The sequence below is a fragment of the Shewanella insulae genome (assembly GCF_009831655.1).
GTDB classification, from domain to species: Bacteria; Pseudomonadota; Gammaproteobacteria; order Enterobacterales; family Shewanellaceae; genus Shewanella; species Shewanella insulae.
In genome coordinates this window covers 167,327-183,675 of the sequence record NZ_WRPA01000002.1, presented here as the reverse complement: position 1 = coordinate 183,675, position 16,349 = coordinate 167,327, and the positions used below count along the sequence as shown (strand labels likewise).

Below are 16,349 nucleotides of genomic sequence, written 5' to 3'. Positions count from 1 at the left end.
CTTAGGTGTCAATGCAGCAGAAACAGGGTGGCGAGGCCGAGGAAGGCGAACAGGCCGATCACATCTGTGACCGTAGTCAGCACCATGCCGCCCGCCAGTGCCGGGTCGACGTTAAACTTCTTCAGCAGCAGTGGAATGCTGGCGCCTGCCAGACCGGCCACCGTCATGTTGATCAGCATGGCGCCGCCGATCAGTCCGCCCAAGGCGATATCGCCCTTCCACAGCCAAATGGCGGCAAACACCAACATGGACCAGAGCAGGCCGTTGAGAAAGCCGATGGCCAGCTCCTTACCGATCAGCCAACGGGAGTTACTCTGGCCTATCTGCCCCAGGGCGATGCCCCGGATCACCAGAGCCAGGGTCTGATTGCCGGCCACGCCCCCCATGCTGGGTACTATGGTCATCAAGATGGCGATGGTGGCAAACTGCTCCAGGGTGTTCTCAAACATGTTACTGACCGAGGCGGCCAACAGCGCCGCAAACAGGTTGATGGTCAGCCAGAGGGAGCGCCTCAGGGTACTCTTGACCACAGGGCCGAAGGTATCTGTGTCGTCGTCCATCCCCGCCATCCCCATCATGGAGTGTTCGGCGTCTTCACGGATCACGTCGACGATATCGTCGATGGTGATACGCCCCAGCAGGCGATTGGTCTCCTCTTCGACCACGGGGGCCGAGACCCAGTCATGGCGCTCGAATAGTTGGGCGACTTCGCCGTCGTCCATGGCCACGGGGATCCCTTCGAGATCGTCGTTCATGATCTCCCGCACCGAGGCGTTAGGGTCACAGGTCAGCAGATCTGTGATACGTACTCCGCCCAGCAGGCTGTCGCGTTTGTCCACCACATAGAGGGTGTCGGTGGCGTCGGGCAGCTCGCCGCGGATCCTCAGGTAACGGAGGATCACATCGACGTTCACATCGGGGCGCACTGTCACCGTATCTGTGTTCATGATACTGCCGGCGGTATCTTCCGGATAGGAGAGCGCCTGTTCCACCCTGGCCCTGTCTTGCGCCGTCATCGACTGTAGTACCTGATTGAAGACGCTGTCGGGCAGGCTGCGCAGTATGTAGGCCAGATCGTCCGTGTCCATGCCTTCGGCCGCCTTGGCGACGCGCTCGGGACTCATCTGGGTGATAAGGGTATCTTTGAGCTCTTCCCCCAGCTCATCGAGGATCTCACCGGTATGCTCCTGATCGATCAGCTGCCACAGCACCTGACGGGTACGTGGTGGCGAAGACTCCAGGATGAAGGCGATATCTGAGGCGGCCATGTCGTGTAGCATGCTTCGAACATGGACAAACATGCCGCTGCCTAAGGCTTGAGTCAGCTGATTAAGGCGTTGATCTGTGGTTTCACTATCTAACACTTCGATCGGCATAGCTCCTCCTTTGGCAGTTGATTGAACGGCTTGGGTGGTAGGCTTGTAAGTCTATGATAAGTATAGGACGGAATTAAGCTGATACCGGAAAGCGAGCCGATTATACGGCCTCATCGAATTTGGCGTCAATAAGGGCGCTGATGGCATCCAAGGCCGCCTGAGCATCTTTGCCTTCGCTGGTGATGGTGATGGTTTTACCCATGCCGGTCTCGAGCATCAAGAGGCCGAGTACGCTGGCTGCCGAGGCCTGTTTATCGCCCTGGATCAGAGTGACCTCGGCGTCGAACTTGGCGGCAAGCACTGCCAGCTTAGTCGCCGCCCTGGCGTGTAGGCCCAACTTGTTGCAGATGGTCAGCTCACGGGCCAACTTAGCCATGCTTTAGCTCTCTGTGACGTGCCTGTACCTTATGCTTGCCCTTGTTGAACAGCTTGGCGAGCTGGTCGGTCACGTAGACAGATCTGTGCTGACCACCGGTACAGCCGATGGCGATGGTGAGGTAGCTGCGGTTGTTGCGCTCAAGGTGAGGCAACCAGGTTTCCAGTAGGTTTTCGATCTGCCAGATAAACTTGTTGACCAGGGGTTGCTGACTCAGAAACTGTTGCACCGGTTCATCCAGGCCGGTAAGTGGCCTCAGCTCCGGCTCCCAATGGGGGTTGGGCAGGAAGCGCACATCGAACATGAAGTCGGCCTCGGTCGGCATGCCATATTTAAAGCCGAAGGATTCGAAGTTGATCACCAACTCTTTGTCTATGGTGCCTAGCAGGATCTCTCGTACCTTGTCGCTCAACTCATAGATGTTGAGGTTGGAGGTGTCGATATAGTGATCCACTAACTTGGCGATGGGGTCGAGCAACTTGCCTTCGAGCTGAATCGCTTCTTTGAGGGAGACCTTAGAACGTGACAGTGGGTGCAGCCTGCGAGTCTCGCTATAGCGTTTAAGCAGCACGCTGTCGCTGGAGTTGAGGAAGAAACTTAAGATTTCGGTATCTTTGGGGAGCTTGGCCAGCTGCTTTTCCAGCTGGATCTCTTCGCTGGGCATGTTGCGCACATCGACGCTGATGGCCACGAGCTCGTTGCTGCCCTTGAGCTGTTCCAGCAGGGCTTCCATCATCTGCAAGGGCAGATTGTCGACACAGTAGTAGCCTAGATCTTCTAAGACCCTAAGCGCGACGGATTTTCCCGATCCTGAGCGTCCGGATACCAAAACCAATTTCATTGGGTGATCACCTGATAGAGTTCTGACTCATCTTGGGTTTTTCTTAGCTGCTTCACGATGGCCTTATCGTTGAGCTTCTCTGCCATGGCGGCCAGGGTGCTAAGGTGTTGCTCGCATTGATCTGCGGGCACCAATAATGCAAAAAGGATATCGACGGGCTGATTGTCAATGGCATCGAATGCGATTGGTTCAGCACATTTCACCAGTACGGCTACGGGTTGATCTATGTTAGATAGCCGCCCGTGAGGAATCGCGATACCATTGCCTATACCTGTGCTGCCCATTTTCTCTCGCGCCAGAAGGCTTTCAAAAATTTCTTGAGAGGAGAGGGTAGGGTACTGGACAGCGGCTAAGTCGCTGATAAGCTCCAGTACCTTTTTCTTACTGCCCGGAGTGGCGCAGGTGGTGCACTCCGGCCGCAGGATGGTACTCAGTTCCATCGTTAATGTTTAGTAAGCTTCTCTTTGTGTTTAATGACCTGACGATCGAGTTTGTCAATCAGGGAGTCAATCGCGGCATACATGTCCGCATGTTCGGATGTTGCGAACACTTCTCCGCCACGGAGGTGTAACTTTGCTTCAACCTTTTGCTGTAACTTTTCGACATTTAATACAACGTGCACATTATTGATCTGATCGAAATGGCGTTCAAGCTTTGTGAATTTCTCTTCGATATAGCTTCGTAGAGATTGGGTGATCTCGATATGGTGTCCAGTCAGGTTTATTTGCATAAAGATAGTCCTCCAGTTTCCAGGTTCGTTTTATAAGCTCTTGCGCTGATTCGAAGGTGGGATCAGCATCGCCTCGCGATACTTGGCAATGGTACGTCTCGCCACCTTAATTCCTTGTTCAGCCAGGAGTTGAGCCATCTTGCTGTCGCTCAATGGCTTTTTCTGGTTTTCCGCAGCAACCAGCTTCTTGATGAAGGCTCGGATTGCTGTCGAAGAGCACTCTCCGCCATCGTCGGTGCCGACATGACTGGAGAAGAAGTATTTGAGTTCGAAGATCCCTCTCGGGGTATGCATATATTTTTGGGTCGTTACGCGGGAGATAGTGGATTCGTGCATCTCCACCGCCTCGGCGATATCGTTCAGCACCATGGGTTTCATCGCTTCTTCACCGAATTCGAAGAAGCCCTGCTGGAAGTCGACAATACAGTTGGTCACCTTGAGCAGCGTCTCGTTGCGGCTTTCCAGGCTCTTGAGGAACCACTTGGCTTCCTGCAGGTGACCGCGGATGAACTGACCATCGGCCTGGCTCTTGGTGTTGCGCGCCATGGCGGCATACTGCTGATTGACGTTGATCTTGGGCATGCTGTCTGGATTGAGTTCGACCACCCAGCGTCCCTTCTTCTTGGTGACGGTCACATCGGGAATCACGTATTCGTCGCGACTGGCAGTGATGGCGAGACCGGGACGGGGATTCAGGGTCTGGATCAGGGCGATCGCCTCACGCAGATCGTCCTCTTTGAGCTTGGTCTTGCGCATCAGCAGACGGAAGTCTCGTCCGGCGATGAGATCCAGGTGCTCCTTGATCAGCATGCGGGCGTTGTCGATATGGGGGGTGTCGTCACCGTATTGGGCTAGCTGGATCGTCAGGCATTCGCTGAGATCGCGCGCCGCCACGCCTATGGGATCGAAGTGTTGCACCCGCTTGAGTACCGCCTCGACCTCGTCGAGTTCGATCTCTGGGTCGCCCATGGCCTCGAGAATATCTTCACAGGTCTGGGTAAGGTAACCACGCTCGTCGATGGCATCTATGATAGCGGTGGCGATGGCCAGATCGTTATCGGAAAAGGGGGTCAGGTTCTTCTGCCATTCCAGGTGCTCGTATAGGCCTTCGCTGGTCTCGCCCTGAAAAGGCATGTCGTCGTCACGCATGGCGCCAGAGCTTGAGTTGGGTGAGGCGGTGTAGACCTCATCCCAAGTGGTGTCGACCGGCAATTCGTCTGGCATAGAGTCCTGAGTCAGGGCGTCTGAGGTCTCGACCCCTGAGTTATCCTGACTCGAATCCAGCTCTATCTTGTCGTCATACTTGTTGTCGAAGTTGTCGCTGCCCGTATCGTCTTGCAGTTCGACGCTGGCGCTCTCTTGCTCTTCATCCAATTCCAGGAGCGGATTGGACTCTAATGCCTGCTGGATCTCCTGCTGCAGCTCTAATGACGACAACTGCAACAGACGTATGGCCTGTTGTAGTTGGGGCGTCATGGTGAGATGCTGACCCATTTTGAGCTGAAGTGACGCTTTCATCGTACTGCTATTCCCTTGTTTCTAATTATAAAATGAGAAAGCTCTGGCTATAAGTGCCGGACAAATATATCGGATAGTTCCTTAGGCCACAATCTGAAATAGGCTTACTGTTTGTGACCCTATTATAAGATTAACTATAGCTTGAATTGTTCACCTAAGTACACTGCTCGTACTTGCTGGTTGTCTAAGATTTCGGCGGGTGTGCCCTCGGCGATCAGATTACCATGGCTAACTATGTAGGCTTTTTCACAGACGTCTAATGTTTCGCGCACATTATGGTCGGTGATCAGCACACCAAGGCCGCGATTCTTAAGCTGCTCGATGATCTTCTTGATATCGATAACCGAGATGGGATCGACCCCGGCGAAGGGTTCGTCGAGGAGAATAAACTTAGGATTAGCGGCCAGTGCCCTGGCGATCTCGACCCGGCGACGTTCACCGCCCGAGAGGGCCATGCCTTGGCTGTCGCGGATATGGGTGATATGAAACTCTTCCAGCAGGTGTTCCAGCTCCTCTTCGCGGCCATTGTTATTAAGATCGCTGCGGGTCTGGAGCACGGCCATGATGTTGTCCCGCACCGAGAGCTTACGGAAGATGCTGGCCTCCTGGGGCAGGTAACCTATGCCCTTACGGGCACGTAGGTGCATGGGATCTAGCGTCAGGTCGTCGTCATCGATAAAGATGCGTCCCTTGTCGCTCTGTACCAGGCCGACGACCATGTAAAAGGTGGTGGTCTTGCCGGCGCCATTTGGTCCTAGCAGACCGACGATCTGCCCGGTCTTGACCGTGAGGCTCACGTCTTGGACAACGGCACGACTCTTATAGCTCTTGGCGAGATTCTCTGCCTTCAAGGTCAAGTCTGTCATTGCTTTTCCTGCTCGGGTTGTTCGGGTTTCTCTTCTGGCTTGTTTTCGGGTTGAATCTGTTCCTGATAGTTTTCAGGCTGAATGATGGTGATCACTCTGTCTTTGCCTGTGCTCTCGGCGATCAGCTGTTGCTGCTCTATGTTGTAGCGGATCTGAGAACCTGTGACCTGGCTGCCTTCCTGCTCTAGGGTGGCGTCACCGATCAGTGTCAGGGTGCGGCTGGAGAGCTCGTAACGTATCTCCTTGGCGCTGGCCGAGGCGGGACGGCCATCTTCCATCACCTGAGAGTAGGTGGCCGGGTTACCTGTGGCGATTAGGATCTTGCCGCTGTTCTTCTCTTTGCTGAAGGCGCGCAGCTCACTGGCCAATATTTTGATTGAGCCTTGAGTCACTTCCACCGGACCATGGAAGATGATCTGGTTGTTCTTGATGTCGGCTTCCTGGCTGGCGGCAGAGATCTTAACCTCTTGCAGCAGGTCGTTTACCTTGGCCTGTGCGCCAATACTGACCAGGGGCAGCAGGCCCGCAAGAATAAGGCTATTTAGTTTCATATGTTCCTTCTACCTGACTCGTCAGTTTTATATTTTGTGCGTTGAGATCGGCATATAAGCCTTCCCCTGTGATGAGGAAATCCTGGCCGGTGATCCGAATGCTTCTGTCGGATGTCATAATCATAGTATTGAGATCCAGCTCCAGATAGGTGGTCTCTATAGTCTGAATCGGCTCCTCTGGGCTAATGGCATCAATGATAACATTATTTTCCAGGGTGACCCGTCCGCTATTTTTATCCAGAGTGCCCTTGGTCGATCTCAGTCGCCACTGGGCATCGCCGTTGTCCGGGTAGACCAGATAGATGGGCTGGGTGAAGTAGGTCAGATTGCGCTCGGCGAAGTGCTCCATGTGACTGGCCGATACCCGGCTGTTGATGCCACCCTCTTCATTATATTGCACGCTCTTGAGATCCCGGGCTATGTAGTCGGGACGATCTGTATTGCTCAAGGCCAGATCTTCGTCACCCTTTTTCGACTGCACCTGCCAATAGAGGATCAGCGCGGTACCGAAGAAGGCGATGATCGCCAGCGTGACTCTGTTCATATGCTCATTCCGTGGGCCGTGGCAAACTTATCTTGGCTGAGCAGGATAAGATCTGTCAGTTCACGCAGGGCGCCATGGCCCCCCTTGATGTGGGTGACCATGTCGGCATGTTGGCGCACATAGGGGTGACCGTCGGCCACACAAACGGACAGGCCAACCTTCTGCATCACGGGCAGATCTACCATGTCATCACCGATATAGGCGACTTCTTCTGGCGTCACCTTGTAGAGATCCAGCAGCTCCTGATAGGGCACCATCTTGTTGTCGACGCCCTGATAGATATGGGTGATCCCTAGGGCCGTCATGCGATCTTCCACTATCTTGGACTTGCGCCCCGTGATGATAGCAACGGGGATGTCACTGGTCAGCAGCGAGCGGACGCCATAGCCGTCACGGGTATGGAAGGTCTTGAGTTCGTCGCCCGAGTTGCTCATATAGACCAGGCCGTCGGAGAAGACGCCGTCGACGTCGCAGATCAAGAGCTTGATCTGTTTGGCTTTCTGCCAGACAGTGTCGCTGATGGGGCCGTAGAAACCTTGATGTGCCATGTTAGATCACCCCCGCCTTAACCATGTCCAGCATGTTGAGTGCACCAATCGGCTTCTGTTGCTCGTCGGTGACGATCAGGCCGTTGATCTCTTTCTCGTCCATCAACTTAAGGGCCTGGGCGGCTAAGATGCCCTGGCTAACGGTGACGCAGCCGTGTGTCATCACCTCTGAGATGGAGGTCTTACGCAGGTTGATCTCGGCGTCGATCACCCGGCGCAGGTCGCCATCGGTGAAGATGCCGACCAGAAGCCCCTGGCTATCGACCACGCCTGTCATGCCCAATCCCTTCTTGGAGATCTCATACAGGGCCTCAGTAATACAGATATCTTCGGCCACCAGAGGCAGCTCCTTGCCCTTGTGCATCACGTCGCTCACCTTGAGCAACAGTTTGCGTCCCAGGCTACCGCCTGGGTGGGAGAGGGCGAAATCGTCCTTGGTAAAGCCACGAGCCTGCAGCAGGGCGACCGCCAGGGCATCACCCATAACCAGAGTCGCCGTGGTGCTCGAGGTGGGTGCCAGCCCGAGCGGACAGGCCTCTTCCGGTACTTCGATACAAAGGTGAACCACAGAATGCTTGGCCATGTTGGACTCGGGTTTACCCGTCACCGCGATGACAGGGAGCCCCATACGCTTGATCACAGGCATCAGGGTTAAAATTTCGCTGGCTTCGCCCGAGTTGGAGATGGCGAGTACGATATCGTTCTCGCTCAGTACGCCCAGGTCGCCGTGGCTGGCCTCACCGGGGTGGACGAAGAAGGCCGGGGTGCCAGTGCTGGCTAGTGTGGCCGAGATCTTGTTACCTATGTGGCCAGACTTGCCCATGCCCATCACTATCACCTTGCCGGTGCAGGCGAGGATCAGCTGACAGGCCTTGGCGAATTCACTCGAGTCGACATATTGATACAGGTTGTCCAGCGCGTTGCGCTCGGTATCGATAACCTTGCGTCCCCATTGACGTAATTGATCTGCATCTACCATCTTGTTCTCTCTATTTTGTCGGCCTAAACGTTATTAGGATAGGAAAAGCGTGACTTGGTACGCGATAAAAGTCGCTAATAACACGCCGCCATGCCAAGGGCGTAGTTGGCGGGCTTTGCCGGTTAATAAAATCAGTATGGCCAGGGCAACACTGGTTGCCATCACCATGTAAAAGTCGCGACTGCTGGCGGCGGCATCCACCGCACCTGGGGCGATAAGGGCGGGCAGTGCCAATACCGCAAGAATGTTAAACAGGTTAGAGCCAACCACGTTGCCTATGGCCAGATCGTCTTCTTTCTTCAGTACACCTGCCACACAGGCTGCCAGTTCCGGCAGGCTGGTGCCGACGGCGATAATGGTCAGGCCGATGACTAAGTCTGACATATGGAAGGCCTTGGCGATACCCACGGCGCCCTGCACCATCCAGTCGGCAGATAGTGGCAGCAGCACAATACCGACCACGAGCCAGAGGATCGCCTTGGGGGTGGGTACATCTTTAGGCACCTCGCTCTCGGCCTCATCGATCAGCGGATCTCTTTCCTTGTTGGAGATCGCATGCCAGATGAGGTACCCCATGAGGGAGAAGAAGAGTGCCATCAGTACCAGTCCCTCTATGCGGGTCAGCTGGCCGTCATGCAGAAAGTAACCCGCCAGTGCCGTGGCACCAAGCATCATAGGGATTTCGCGCTTGAGTGTCTGTGAGCTTACCGAGATTGCGCCAAGGAGCGCGGTGATTCCCAGGATCAGCGTGATGTTGGCAACGTTGGAACCCAGCACGTTACCTATGGCCGTGTCTGTCATGCCTTCGAGGGAGGCTGTGGCTGCCACAAACATTTCCGGAGCCGAACTGCCCATGGCAACTATGGTGAGGCCAATTAGCATGGGAGGCAGGCCAAGATTACGGGCAAATGCCGCGGCGCCGAAGACAAACTTGTCGGCACTCCAGACAAGGGCACCCAAACCAGCAATCAGTAAGAAAATATTAAATAGCATTGAAAATCTTTTTGTTTAAGAGTCTGCCGCGCATTTTCGCTGGATTTGAACAAAATTGAAAGTATTGCGCAAAGATAGTGTCGATTCAGTTGTGCACAATCCGTCAATTTCGTACAATTTGTCTCTTTTCCTGCCGCCTTACCATGGAATGCATTAGGTCCCGTTATGAGTCATCAATCGCTAAGTCATGACAACCAAGCAAAGGGTGAAACTGAGCCAATGGAACACGTGCAACCTTTGGTGGAGATCAGCCACCTAGCCTTCAGTCGTGGTAGCCATGTTATCTATGACGATGTCAGCCTTACCATACCCAGAGGAAAGGTGACCGCCATCATGGGCCCAAGCGGCATAGGCAAGACCACACTGCTTAAGCTGATTGGTGGTCAGCTGCGTCCGGACTCGGGCATCATTAAGGTCGACGGCATAGACGTGCATAAGTGCAATCGCAGCGAGCTGTTTGCCCTGCGTAAGCGCATGAGCATGTTGTTTCAAAGCGGCGCCCTGTTTACCGACATGAATGTGTTCGACAACGTGGCTTTTGCCCTGCGGGAACACTCGGATCTGCCCGAGGCGATCATTCGCCGCATCGTGTTGATGAAGCTCGAGGCCGTGGGGCTCAGAGGCGCGGCGCAGATGATGCCGAGCGAACTCTCCGGCGGCATGCAGCGACGTGCAGCCCTGGCCCGTGCCATAGCTCTGGAGCCCGAGCTGGTGCTCTACGATGAGCCCTTCGCCGGTCAGGACCCCATCTCCATGGGGGTGCTGGTGAAGCTGATCCGCGAGCTGAGCGATGCCCTCAGTCTCACCTCTGTGGTGGTGTCCCACGATGTGCAAGAGGTGCTGGGCATCGCCGACTATGTCTATGTGCTGGCCGACAAGAAGGTGATTGCCCATGGCACGCCTGCCGAGTTGAAGGCGGCTGACAACCCTAAGCTGAAACAGTTTATCGGCGGCGAGCCCGACGGGCCCGTGCCGTTTCATTTTCCCGCCCAGGATTACCAGAAGGAGATGTTAGGTGAGCGTGATTGATCAAATCGCCCGCTTAGGTCGTGGTGCGATCGATAGTGTCACTGGCCTGGGGCGCGCCGGACTCATGTTGTGGGGCGCCATCGCCAAGGTGCCCAGGGTGCGTAAGGGCACGCCGCTGCTGATCCGGCAGCTGTACGTGATAGGTGTGCAGTCCATGGTGATAATCCTGGTCTCAGGTCTCTTCATCGGCATGGTGTTGGCGCTACAGGGCTATAATATTCTGGTTGGGTTTGGCACCGAAGACAGCCTGGGCCCCATGGTGGCGCTCAGTCTGCTACGTGAGTTGGGGCCTGTAGTGACCGCGCTGCTGTTTGCCGGACGCGCCGGCTCGGCGCTCACCGCCGAGATAGGCTTGATGAAGAGCACAGAGCAGCTCTCCAGCCTGGAGATGATGGCAATCGATCCCCTGCGTCAGGTGATCGCGCCGCGCTTCTGGGCCGGGGTGATCAGCCTGCCGCTACTGGCGTTGATGTTCACCGCCGTGGGTATATATGGTGGCCATCTGGTCGGGGTGGAATGGAAGGGGATCGACAGCGGCAGCTTCTGGTCTATCCTGCAGGCCTCGGTGGAGTGGCGTCAGGACATAGTGAACTGTCTGATCAAGAGCCTGGTATTTGCCGTAGTGGTGACCTGGATAGCCCTGTATCGCGGCTACCATGTGATCCCAAATCCCGAGGGCATCAGCCGGGCGACCACACAAACCGTGGTGCAGTCCAGCCTGGCGGTGTTGGCGCTGGACTTCCTGTTAACGGCCATGATGTTTGGCCGCTGATTAAATTTTGTTTATGGATAAACCTATATATTTGCCGTCGTGGTATGTATAGAACTGAGTGGTAATTGAGTATGTTGACTCGAAAAATTGAACTATTAGTTGGCTTGTTTATTCTGTCGGGCCTGATGGCCTTTCTGGTATTGGTGTTCAACGTGGCCAATGTCGAGGTGAAGCCTGGTCAGAGCCATTACACCCTGTATGCCAAGTTCACCAATGTGGGTGGTCTCAAGGTGCGTTCCCCGGTCAAGGTGGGCGGTGTGGTTGTTGGCCGAGTGACGAACATCAGCCTGGATCCAGAGGAGTTGGTGGCAGTGGTCGAGCTGGCCATGGATAAGCAATACGATCAGTTCCCCGAGACTAGTAGCCTGTCTATCTTGACCTCGGGTCTGCTGGGTGAGCAGTTTTTGGGGCTGACGCCAGGCTTCGTGATGGACGATATTGCCATGCTCAAAGATGGCGATCGTATCGACGATACTCACTCAGCCTTAGTGCTCGAAGATCTCATCGGCCAGTTCTTATACAGTATGAAGTCTAAAGAAAATTAATAGGGACGAATATGAAACAGTTGTTGCAAGTGCTCTTCTCCTCCATGGTGTTGCTGGTTAGCAATCTGGTAAGTGCCGAGGATATATCGGTCAACACCAGGGACCCCTATGCCTTGGTGGAATCTGTGGCCAACAAGACTTTTGCCCGTTTTCATCAGGATTTTGCCACAATTCAGGCCAATCCAGACCATCTTAAGGTGATAGTCTCTGACGAGTTGATGCCTTACATAGATTATAAGTATGCCTCCTATAAGGTGATGGGGCCCTACTTGCGTCAGAGTACGCCGGATCAGCGCGAGCGTTTCGCCGAGGCGTTTAGGAGTTACCTGATCGCCACCTATGCCCAGGCTTTTACCGAGTACACGGACCAGCAGGTGCAGTTCGCGCCGGCTAAGGGGTTCGAGGGCGAGAAGATGGTGGATGTCAATGTGCAGATCATCGAGCAGGGACGTCCACCCATCAAGCTGATCTTCAGGGTGCGTCGCTTGAAAGACGATAGCTGGAAGGCATTCGACCTGGTGGCAGAAGGGGTAAGCCTGCTCTCCTCTAAGAGTGCGGAGATCTCTAACCTTATCCGCCAGAATGGCATAGATGCGGTGATCAAAGAGCTAGAGACTCATACAAATAACCATATCAGCTTGGTTAACAAGGGGACTAAGCTATAATGCTGGCCTTTAATCAGGAGGCGGGGCACTGTCAGGTCAATGGCGAGCTGTCCCAGGCGGCGGTGGTGGAGCTCTGGCCAAGGCTAGAGACACTGCTCAATGGCGCCTGTGAGCGACTGGATCTCTCAGGCGTGTCCTATAGCGATAGCGCCGGCGTCGCCCTCCTGTTGCATCTGGTCGCAGAGCGGCAGGCCAAGAGTAAGCCCCTGATGCTCTGCAATCCGCCGCAGCAACTGAAAAAGTTAATAGATTTATATGATTTACAAGACTTCTTCATCGAAGAAGCCAAATAAAAGGGTTATCCGTTTATGGAATGCAATGAGATTGAACAGCTGCTTAGCCAAGCGCTGGCACTAGATGAAGTACACGTGAGCCAGGATGGGACACACTATAAGATTGTTGCCGTCGGTGAGTGTTTCGACGGTGTGAGCCGCGTCAAGCAGCAGCAGATGATCTACGGCCCTTTGATGGAACATGTGACCAGTGGGGCGCTGCATGCCATCACTATCAATGCCTTTACCCCTACGCAGTGGAAGCGTGAAAAAATCTTCAACATGTAAGGCTAGAGACTCATAGTGGATAAATTAACAATTCAGGCCAGTGGTGCACTGGCCGGTGATGTGGTGATTTCAGGCGCTAAGAACGCCGCCCTGCCGATCCTGATGGCGGGCGTGCTGGCCGAGACAGATTTTGTGGTCAGCAATGTACCTAACCTGAGGGACGTCAATACCAGCTGTGAGCTGCTGCGCTGCCTCGGCGCCGAGGTGAGCCGTAGCGATGAGGGTAAGATCACCATCTCTACTACCCATCTCAACGAGTTCTGCGCGCCTTATGAGCTGGTGAAGACCATGCGTGCCTCTATCTTGATCTTGGGTCCCTTGCTGGCACGTTACGGCACCGCCGACGTCTCCTTACCTGGTGGCTGCGCCATCGGCGCTCGCCCGGTAAACCTGCACCTCAATGGTCTGGAACAGATGGGTGCCCAGATAGAAGTGAAAGAGGGCTATATCAAGGCCCGCGTCGATGGTCGCCTCAAGGGCGCCCATATCTTTATGGATATGATCAGCGTCGGTGCCACCGAGAACCTGCTGATGGCGGCGGCCCTGGCCGACGGCGAGACTGTGATCGAGAACGCGGCCCGAGAGCCCGAAGTTATCGATCTGGCCAACTGCCTCAACGCCATGGGTGCCAAGATCAGCGGCGCGGGTAGCGATACCATTCGCATCCAGGGCGTCGAATCCCTTAGCGGCTGTGAATACCGCGTGATGCCGGACCGTATCGAGACAGGCAGCTTCCTGGTGGCTGCGGCGGTAACCAAGGGTAAGATACGTTGTGTCGATGCCGATCCTAAGACCCTGGAGGCCGTACTGGCTAAGCTGGAAGATGCCGGCGCCAGCATCACCACGGGTGAAGACTGGATCGAACTGGACATGCAGGGCCAACGCCCTAAGGCGGTCAACATCAAGACCATGCCTTATCCAGGCTTCCCTACGGATATGCAGGCGCAGTTCTGTGTGCTCAACGCCCTGGCGGAAGGCACGGCGACCATCACCGAGACAATCTTCGAGAACCGTTTCATGCATGTGCCCGAGCTTATTCGTATGGGCGCCACCATGGAGCTGGAAGGCAATACTTGTATCATCAAGGGTTGTGAGCAGCTCAACGGCGCTCAGGTGATGGCGACGGATCTGCGGGCCTCGGCGAGTCTGGTGATCGCAGGCCTGGTGGCCGACGGGGTAACCACGGTAGATCGCATCTATCACCTCGACAGAGGGTATGAGCATATCGAAGAGAAGTTTAAGGGCCTAGGCGGCGAGGTCGTAAGGGTCAGTTAAACTTAACTTCATCATCGAAAGCCACCCTAGGGTGGCTTTTTTGTCACTGGGATAAACTTGCTGCGATATTGTCTAGGGGGTCACGGCAAGTCATGTTGAGCCGGTGTTAAAGTCTGGTCATGGCGACCTTCATAGTGTTCAACATCTATCTCTTCTACGGTCTGGTGTTCTTCTCCATCGGCTGTGTCGTCGTATTTCGTAACTTTAAGTACAGTCAACTCACTATCTCCCCCACGCTGTGGGCGCTCGCCCTATTTGGCTTTACCCATGCCTTTCATGAGTGGTCCGAGCTATATGTGATTCTGTTTGCCGACGGCATTTCACGGCAATATCAGGTGTTGGTGGAGTGGCTGAGACTACTCAAGTTAGCACTCTCCTTCGCCAGCTTAATGGTATTTGCCTGGCTACTCTTCTCTACCTTATCCCGGCGCATTGCTCGTATCGGCCATGGTGTGATCTGGCTTATCTTGTTGGCCTATCTGGTATCGGTTGTACGCTTCTCTACCTCGCTGGAACTAACCGATGAGATGTTTGCCGAGGCCTCTTACTACACACGTTTGTTGTTGGGGTTTGGTAGTGCCTTTCTTGCCGGTTGTGGGATGGCGATATATGGCTATGGCCTGCTACGAGAACGACATGACTATGGGCAATACTTTGTGGCCACTGGTGGGGGATTATGGCTTTACGGCATACTCGCGGGTCTGGTTGCCACCGACTTGCATATGTCGATTCCTGTGCTGCGTACTCTGGCTAGCGGCCTGGTGCTCGTCACTCTGTTTAAGGCACTCAAAATTTTTGATATTGAGCGGGAGCAACAGACAGAGGCCAAGCTGAAACGAGCGGTGGAGACAGATAAATATAAGGCGATAGGACAGCTTGCCATGGGGGTGGCCCATGAGATCAATAACCCGCTGGCCTCCTCCACGCTGGCGCTGGATCTATTGGAGCGAAAGTATCCATCGCAGGATCCCGCTCAGAAAGAGTATATGCAGCGAGTGCGCCTAGGCATCAATCGCGCCGCCGAGATCAGTCGGGAGTTGTTAGCCTATGCCCGCCCTGCATCGGAGGAGGCGACACGGGTGAGGCTGGTCGAGGTGATAGGTTCGGCGATTAAACTCTTGTCCCATAAGCAAAGAGAGTTCGATATCAGGGTCGATTGTGCCCATGGGCTGAAGATCATGGGGCAGAAAATTAAGCTGGAAGAGTTACTGATTAACCTGCTTAACAATGCCATGGATGCCAGCGATAAGGGCGGCAAGATCTATGTCGAGGCAGTGCAATGCGATACAGGTATTGCGCTGACGGTGAAGGATGAGGGATTGGGGATGGACGAGGCCTGCCGTGCCCGCGCCCTGGAACCTTTCTATTCCACCAAGGCGATAGGTAAGGGCACAGGATTGGGATTGGCCATCTGTGAGTCGATCGTCAGGGCGCATCGCGGCACCATGCGCATCGAAAGCCAACCGGGGCAGGGCACTCAGATATCGATTGTTTTTGAGGAACAAGCATAATGGCGAACGTTTTAATTGCTGAAGATGATGCAGACTTGCGTACCAATATGGTGGATATATTGGAGTTAGAAGGACACCAGATCGTTGCCGTCGAATGCGCGGAGGCGGCGATTTCTGCCTGCGAACATCATTGCTTCGACATCGCCCTATTGGATCTGCTGATGCCTGGAATAACTGGGGTTGAGGCTATCTCTAATCTACGCCAGCTAAACCCTTTTATTGCCGTCATTATTATCACTGCCTATGCTACCGTCGATACAGCGGTCGATGCCATGAAAAAAGGCGCCGATAGCGTGATGACCAAGCCCTTCAATGCCGGTGAATTACTGATGAGTATCAAACGCAGCATTGCCGAGAAGCAGTTATTGAAGTCGGCTGCCGATATCGATCCCGATAGTGTTTATGCGGCCCTGGCAAATCCCTTGAGGCGTATGACGCTCAAACAGCTAGGCACTCATAAGCAGCTTAAATTCATGGATCTTTGTCGTTTAGTGGGCGTAGAGGATCACACTAAGTTTAACTTTCATCTGCGCCAATTAAAGAAGGCAGGTCTGGTGCAACAAAATGAGAGCAAGATCTATATTCTTACAACAACGGGTCAATTTGTTTTACAAAATCACAATCTTTCATGATGGTTATAACTCATTAAAATCATGGCTTTATCATCAAT

At 54.3% G+C, this 16,349-nt stretch carries 21 protein-coding genes; 9 read left to right on the top strand and 12 right to left on the bottom strand.

The features are described from left to right. Nucleotides 1-8: 8 nt before the first annotated feature. From mgtE to GNT65_RS03700, 12 genes are all read right to left on the bottom strand, one after another. Nucleotides 9-1,376, bottom strand: a complete 1,368-nt coding sequence (gene mgtE, locus GNT65_RS03755) for a magnesium transporter (RefSeq protein ID WP_160793776.1) — start codon at nucleotides 1,374-1,376, stop codon at nucleotides 9-11. Between the two features lie 100 nt (nucleotides 1,377-1,476). Next, nucleotides 1,477-1,752: an HPr family phosphocarrier protein gene (locus tag GNT65_RS03750; RefSeq protein ID WP_160793775.1), complete on the bottom strand. Its 276-nt coding sequence runs from the start codon at nucleotides 1,750-1,752 to the stop codon at nucleotides 1,477-1,479. Continuing rightward, nucleotides 1,745-2,593 (bottom strand): RNase adapter RapZ, encoded by an 849-nt coding sequence (gene rapZ / locus GNT65_RS03745; RefSeq protein ID WP_160793774.1) that lies wholly within the window; start codon nucleotides 2,591-2,593, stop codon nucleotides 1,745-1,747. Before rapZ ends, GNT65_RS03750 begins: the two co-directional genes overlap by 8 nt. After that, a complete protein-coding gene (gene ptsN / locus GNT65_RS03740; RefSeq protein WP_160793773.1) occupies nucleotides 2,590-3,033 on the bottom strand; it encodes a PTS IIA-like nitrogen regulatory protein PtsN in 444 nt (147 codons plus the stop codon). Before ptsN ends, rapZ begins: the two co-directional genes overlap by 4 nt. A gap of 2 nt (nucleotides 3,034-3,035) precedes the next feature. Further along, a complete protein-coding gene (gene hpf, locus GNT65_RS03735; RefSeq protein WP_011867108.1) occupies nucleotides 3,036-3,323 on the bottom strand; it encodes a ribosome hibernation promoting factor in 288 nt (95 codons plus the stop codon). 30 nt (nucleotides 3,324-3,353) lie between these two features. Beyond that, nucleotides 3,354-4,841: an RNA polymerase factor sigma-54 gene (locus GNT65_RS03730; protein WP_160793772.1), complete on the bottom strand. Its 1,488-nt coding sequence runs from the start codon at nucleotides 4,839-4,841 to the stop codon at nucleotides 3,354-3,356. A 134-nt stretch (nucleotides 4,842-4,975) separates the two neighbouring features. Then, entirely contained in the window at nucleotides 4,976-5,707 is a 732-nt protein-coding gene (gene lptB, locus GNT65_RS03725) for an LPS export ABC transporter ATP-binding protein (RefSeq protein ID WP_160793771.1), read from the bottom strand. After that, nucleotides 5,704-6,258 (bottom strand): lipopolysaccharide transport periplasmic protein LptA, encoded by a 555-nt coding sequence (lptA, locus tag GNT65_RS03720; RefSeq protein WP_160793770.1) that lies wholly within the window; start codon nucleotides 6,256-6,258, stop codon nucleotides 5,704-5,706. Before lptA ends, lptB begins: the two co-directional genes overlap by 4 nt. Next, nucleotides 6,245-6,802 carry an LPS export ABC transporter periplasmic protein LptC gene (lptC, locus tag GNT65_RS03715; protein ID WP_160793769.1) on the bottom strand — a complete coding sequence of 186 codons (558 nt, stop codon included), beginning with the start codon at nucleotides 6,800-6,802 and terminating at the stop codon, nucleotides 6,245-6,247. The genes lptA and lptC overlap by 14 nt, the downstream gene beginning before the upstream one ends. Continuing rightward, nucleotides 6,799-7,350, bottom strand: coding sequence for a 3-deoxy-manno-octulosonate-8-phosphatase KdsC (gene kdsC / locus GNT65_RS03710; RefSeq protein WP_160793768.1), 552 nt, complete (start codon nucleotides 7,348-7,350; stop codon nucleotides 6,799-6,801). Before kdsC ends, lptC begins: the two co-directional genes overlap by 4 nt. Nucleotide 7,351: 1 nt before the next feature. Next, nucleotides 7,352-8,329: a KpsF/GutQ family sugar-phosphate isomerase gene (locus GNT65_RS03705; protein WP_160793767.1), complete on the bottom strand. Its 978-nt coding sequence runs from the start codon at nucleotides 8,327-8,329 to the stop codon at nucleotides 7,352-7,354. A 33-nt stretch (nucleotides 8,330-8,362) separates the two neighbouring features. Next, entirely contained in the window at nucleotides 8,363-9,322 is a 960-nt protein-coding gene (locus GNT65_RS03700; RefSeq protein WP_160793766.1) for a calcium/sodium antiporter, read from the bottom strand. A gap of 219 nt (nucleotides 9,323-9,541) precedes the next feature. On the opposite strand from GNT65_RS03700, the gene GNT65_RS03695 reads away from it, so the two are divergent. From GNT65_RS03695 to GNT65_RS03655, 9 genes are all read left to right on the top strand, one after another. Beyond that, on the top strand, nucleotides 9,542-10,351 hold the full coding sequence (locus GNT65_RS03695; RefSeq protein WP_160793765.1) for an ATP-binding cassette domain-containing protein: 810 nt from the start codon (nucleotides 9,542-9,544) through the stop codon (nucleotides 10,349-10,351). After that, a complete protein-coding gene (gene mlaE / locus GNT65_RS03690; RefSeq protein ID WP_160793764.1) occupies nucleotides 10,338-11,123 on the top strand; it encodes a lipid asymmetry maintenance ABC transporter permease subunit MlaE in 786 nt (261 codons plus the stop codon). Before GNT65_RS03695 ends, mlaE begins: the two co-directional genes overlap by 14 nt. A gap of 71 nt (nucleotides 11,124-11,194) precedes the next feature. After that, on the top strand, nucleotides 11,195-11,668 hold the full coding sequence (gene mlaD / locus GNT65_RS03685; protein ID WP_160793763.1) for an outer membrane lipid asymmetry maintenance protein MlaD: 474 nt from the start codon (nucleotides 11,195-11,197) through the stop codon (nucleotides 11,666-11,668). Between the two features lie 11 nt (nucleotides 11,669-11,679). Next, entirely contained in the window at nucleotides 11,680-12,333 is a 654-nt protein-coding gene (locus GNT65_RS03680; protein WP_160793762.1) for an MlaC/ttg2D family ABC transporter substrate-binding protein, read from the top strand. Then, nucleotides 12,333-12,626 (top strand): STAS domain-containing protein, encoded by a 294-nt coding sequence (locus GNT65_RS03675; protein WP_160793761.1) that lies wholly within the window; start codon nucleotides 12,333-12,335, stop codon nucleotides 12,624-12,626. The genes GNT65_RS03680 and GNT65_RS03675 overlap by 1 nt, the downstream gene beginning before the upstream one ends. A 15-nt stretch (nucleotides 12,627-12,641) precedes the next feature. Then, nucleotides 12,642-12,893 carry a BolA family protein gene (locus GNT65_RS03670; RefSeq protein WP_160793760.1) on the top strand — a complete coding sequence of 84 codons (252 nt, stop codon included), beginning with the start codon at nucleotides 12,642-12,644 and terminating at the stop codon, nucleotides 12,891-12,893. Between the two features lie 15 nt (nucleotides 12,894-12,908). After that, nucleotides 12,909-14,168, top strand: a complete 1,260-nt coding sequence (gene murA, locus GNT65_RS03665; protein ID WP_160793759.1) for a UDP-N-acetylglucosamine 1-carboxyvinyltransferase — start codon at nucleotides 12,909-12,911, stop codon at nucleotides 14,166-14,168. A 119-nt stretch (nucleotides 14,169-14,287) separates the two neighbouring features. Then, nucleotides 14,288-15,679: a sensor histidine kinase gene (locus GNT65_RS03660; RefSeq protein ID WP_160793758.1), complete on the top strand. Its 1,392-nt coding sequence runs from the start codon at nucleotides 14,288-14,290 to the stop codon at nucleotides 15,677-15,679. After that, nucleotides 15,679-16,311, top strand: a complete 633-nt coding sequence (locus GNT65_RS03655) for a response regulator (RefSeq protein ID WP_160793757.1) — start codon at nucleotides 15,679-15,681, stop codon at nucleotides 16,309-16,311. The genes GNT65_RS03660 and GNT65_RS03655 overlap by 1 nt, the downstream gene beginning before the upstream one ends. Nucleotides 16,312-16,349 lie beyond the last annotated feature (38 nt).

Coding starts and splice junctions, on each gene's coding strand:
- GNT65_RS03660 (WP_160793758.1), top strand. CDS start 14,288: ATGGCGACCTTCATAGTGTTCAACATCTATCTCTTCTACGGTCTGGTG.
- GNT65_RS03730 (WP_160793772.1), bottom strand. CDS start 4,841: ATGAAAGCGTCACTTCAGCTCAAAATGGGTCAGCATCTCACCATGACG.
- GNT65_RS03695 (WP_160793765.1), top strand. CDS start 9,542: ATGGAACACGTGCAACCTTTGGTGGAGATCAGCCACCTAGCCTTCAGT.
- GNT65_RS03680 (WP_160793762.1), top strand. CDS start 11,680: ATGAAACAGTTGTTGCAAGTGCTCTTCTCCTCCATGGTGTTGCTGGTT.
- lptA (WP_160793770.1), bottom strand. CDS start 6,258: ATGAAACTAAATAGCCTTATTCTTGCGGGCCTGCTGCCCCTGGTCAGT.
- hpf (WP_011867108.1), bottom strand. CDS start 3,323: ATGCAAATAAACCTGACTGGACACCATATCGAGATCACCCAATCTCTA.
- lptC (WP_160793769.1), bottom strand. CDS start 6,802: ATGAACAGAGTCACGCTGGCGATCATCGCCTTCTTCGGTACCGCGCTG.
- GNT65_RS03750 (WP_160793775.1), bottom strand. CDS start 1,752: ATGGCTAAGTTGGCCCGTGAGCTGACCATCTGCAACAAGTTGGGCCTA.
- GNT65_RS03705 (WP_160793767.1), bottom strand. CDS start 8,329: ATGGTAGATGCAGATCAATTACGTCAATGGGGACGCAAGGTTATCGAT.
- GNT65_RS03700 (WP_160793766.1), bottom strand. CDS start 9,322: ATGCTATTTAATATTTTCTTACTGATTGCTGGTTTGGGTGCCCTTGTC.
- mlaD (WP_160793763.1), top strand. CDS start 11,195: ATGTTGACTCGAAAAATTGAACTATTAGTTGGCTTGTTTATTCTGTCG.
- lptB (WP_160793771.1), bottom strand. CDS start 5,707: ATGACAGACTTGACCTTGAAGGCAGAGAATCTCGCCAAGAGCTATAAG.
- GNT65_RS03655 (WP_160793757.1), top strand. CDS start 15,679: ATGGCGAACGTTTTAATTGCTGAAGATGATGCAGACTTGCGTACCAAT.
- ptsN (WP_160793773.1), bottom strand. CDS start 3,033: ATGGAACTGAGTACCATCCTGCGGCCGGAGTGCACCACCTGCGCCACT.
- GNT65_RS03675 (WP_160793761.1), top strand. CDS start 12,333: ATGCTGGCCTTTAATCAGGAGGCGGGGCACTGTCAGGTCAATGGCGAG.
- mgtE (WP_160793776.1), bottom strand. CDS start 1,376: ATGCCGATCGAAGTGTTAGATAGTGAAACCACAGATCAACGCCTTAAT.
- kdsC (WP_160793768.1), bottom strand. CDS start 7,350: ATGGCACATCAAGGTTTCTACGGCCCCATCAGCGACACTGTCTGGCAG.
- rapZ (WP_160793774.1), bottom strand. CDS start 2,593: ATGAAATTGGTTTTGGTATCCGGACGCTCAGGATCGGGAAAATCCGTC.
- GNT65_RS03670 (WP_160793760.1), top strand. CDS start 12,642: ATGGAATGCAATGAGATTGAACAGCTGCTTAGCCAAGCGCTGGCACTA.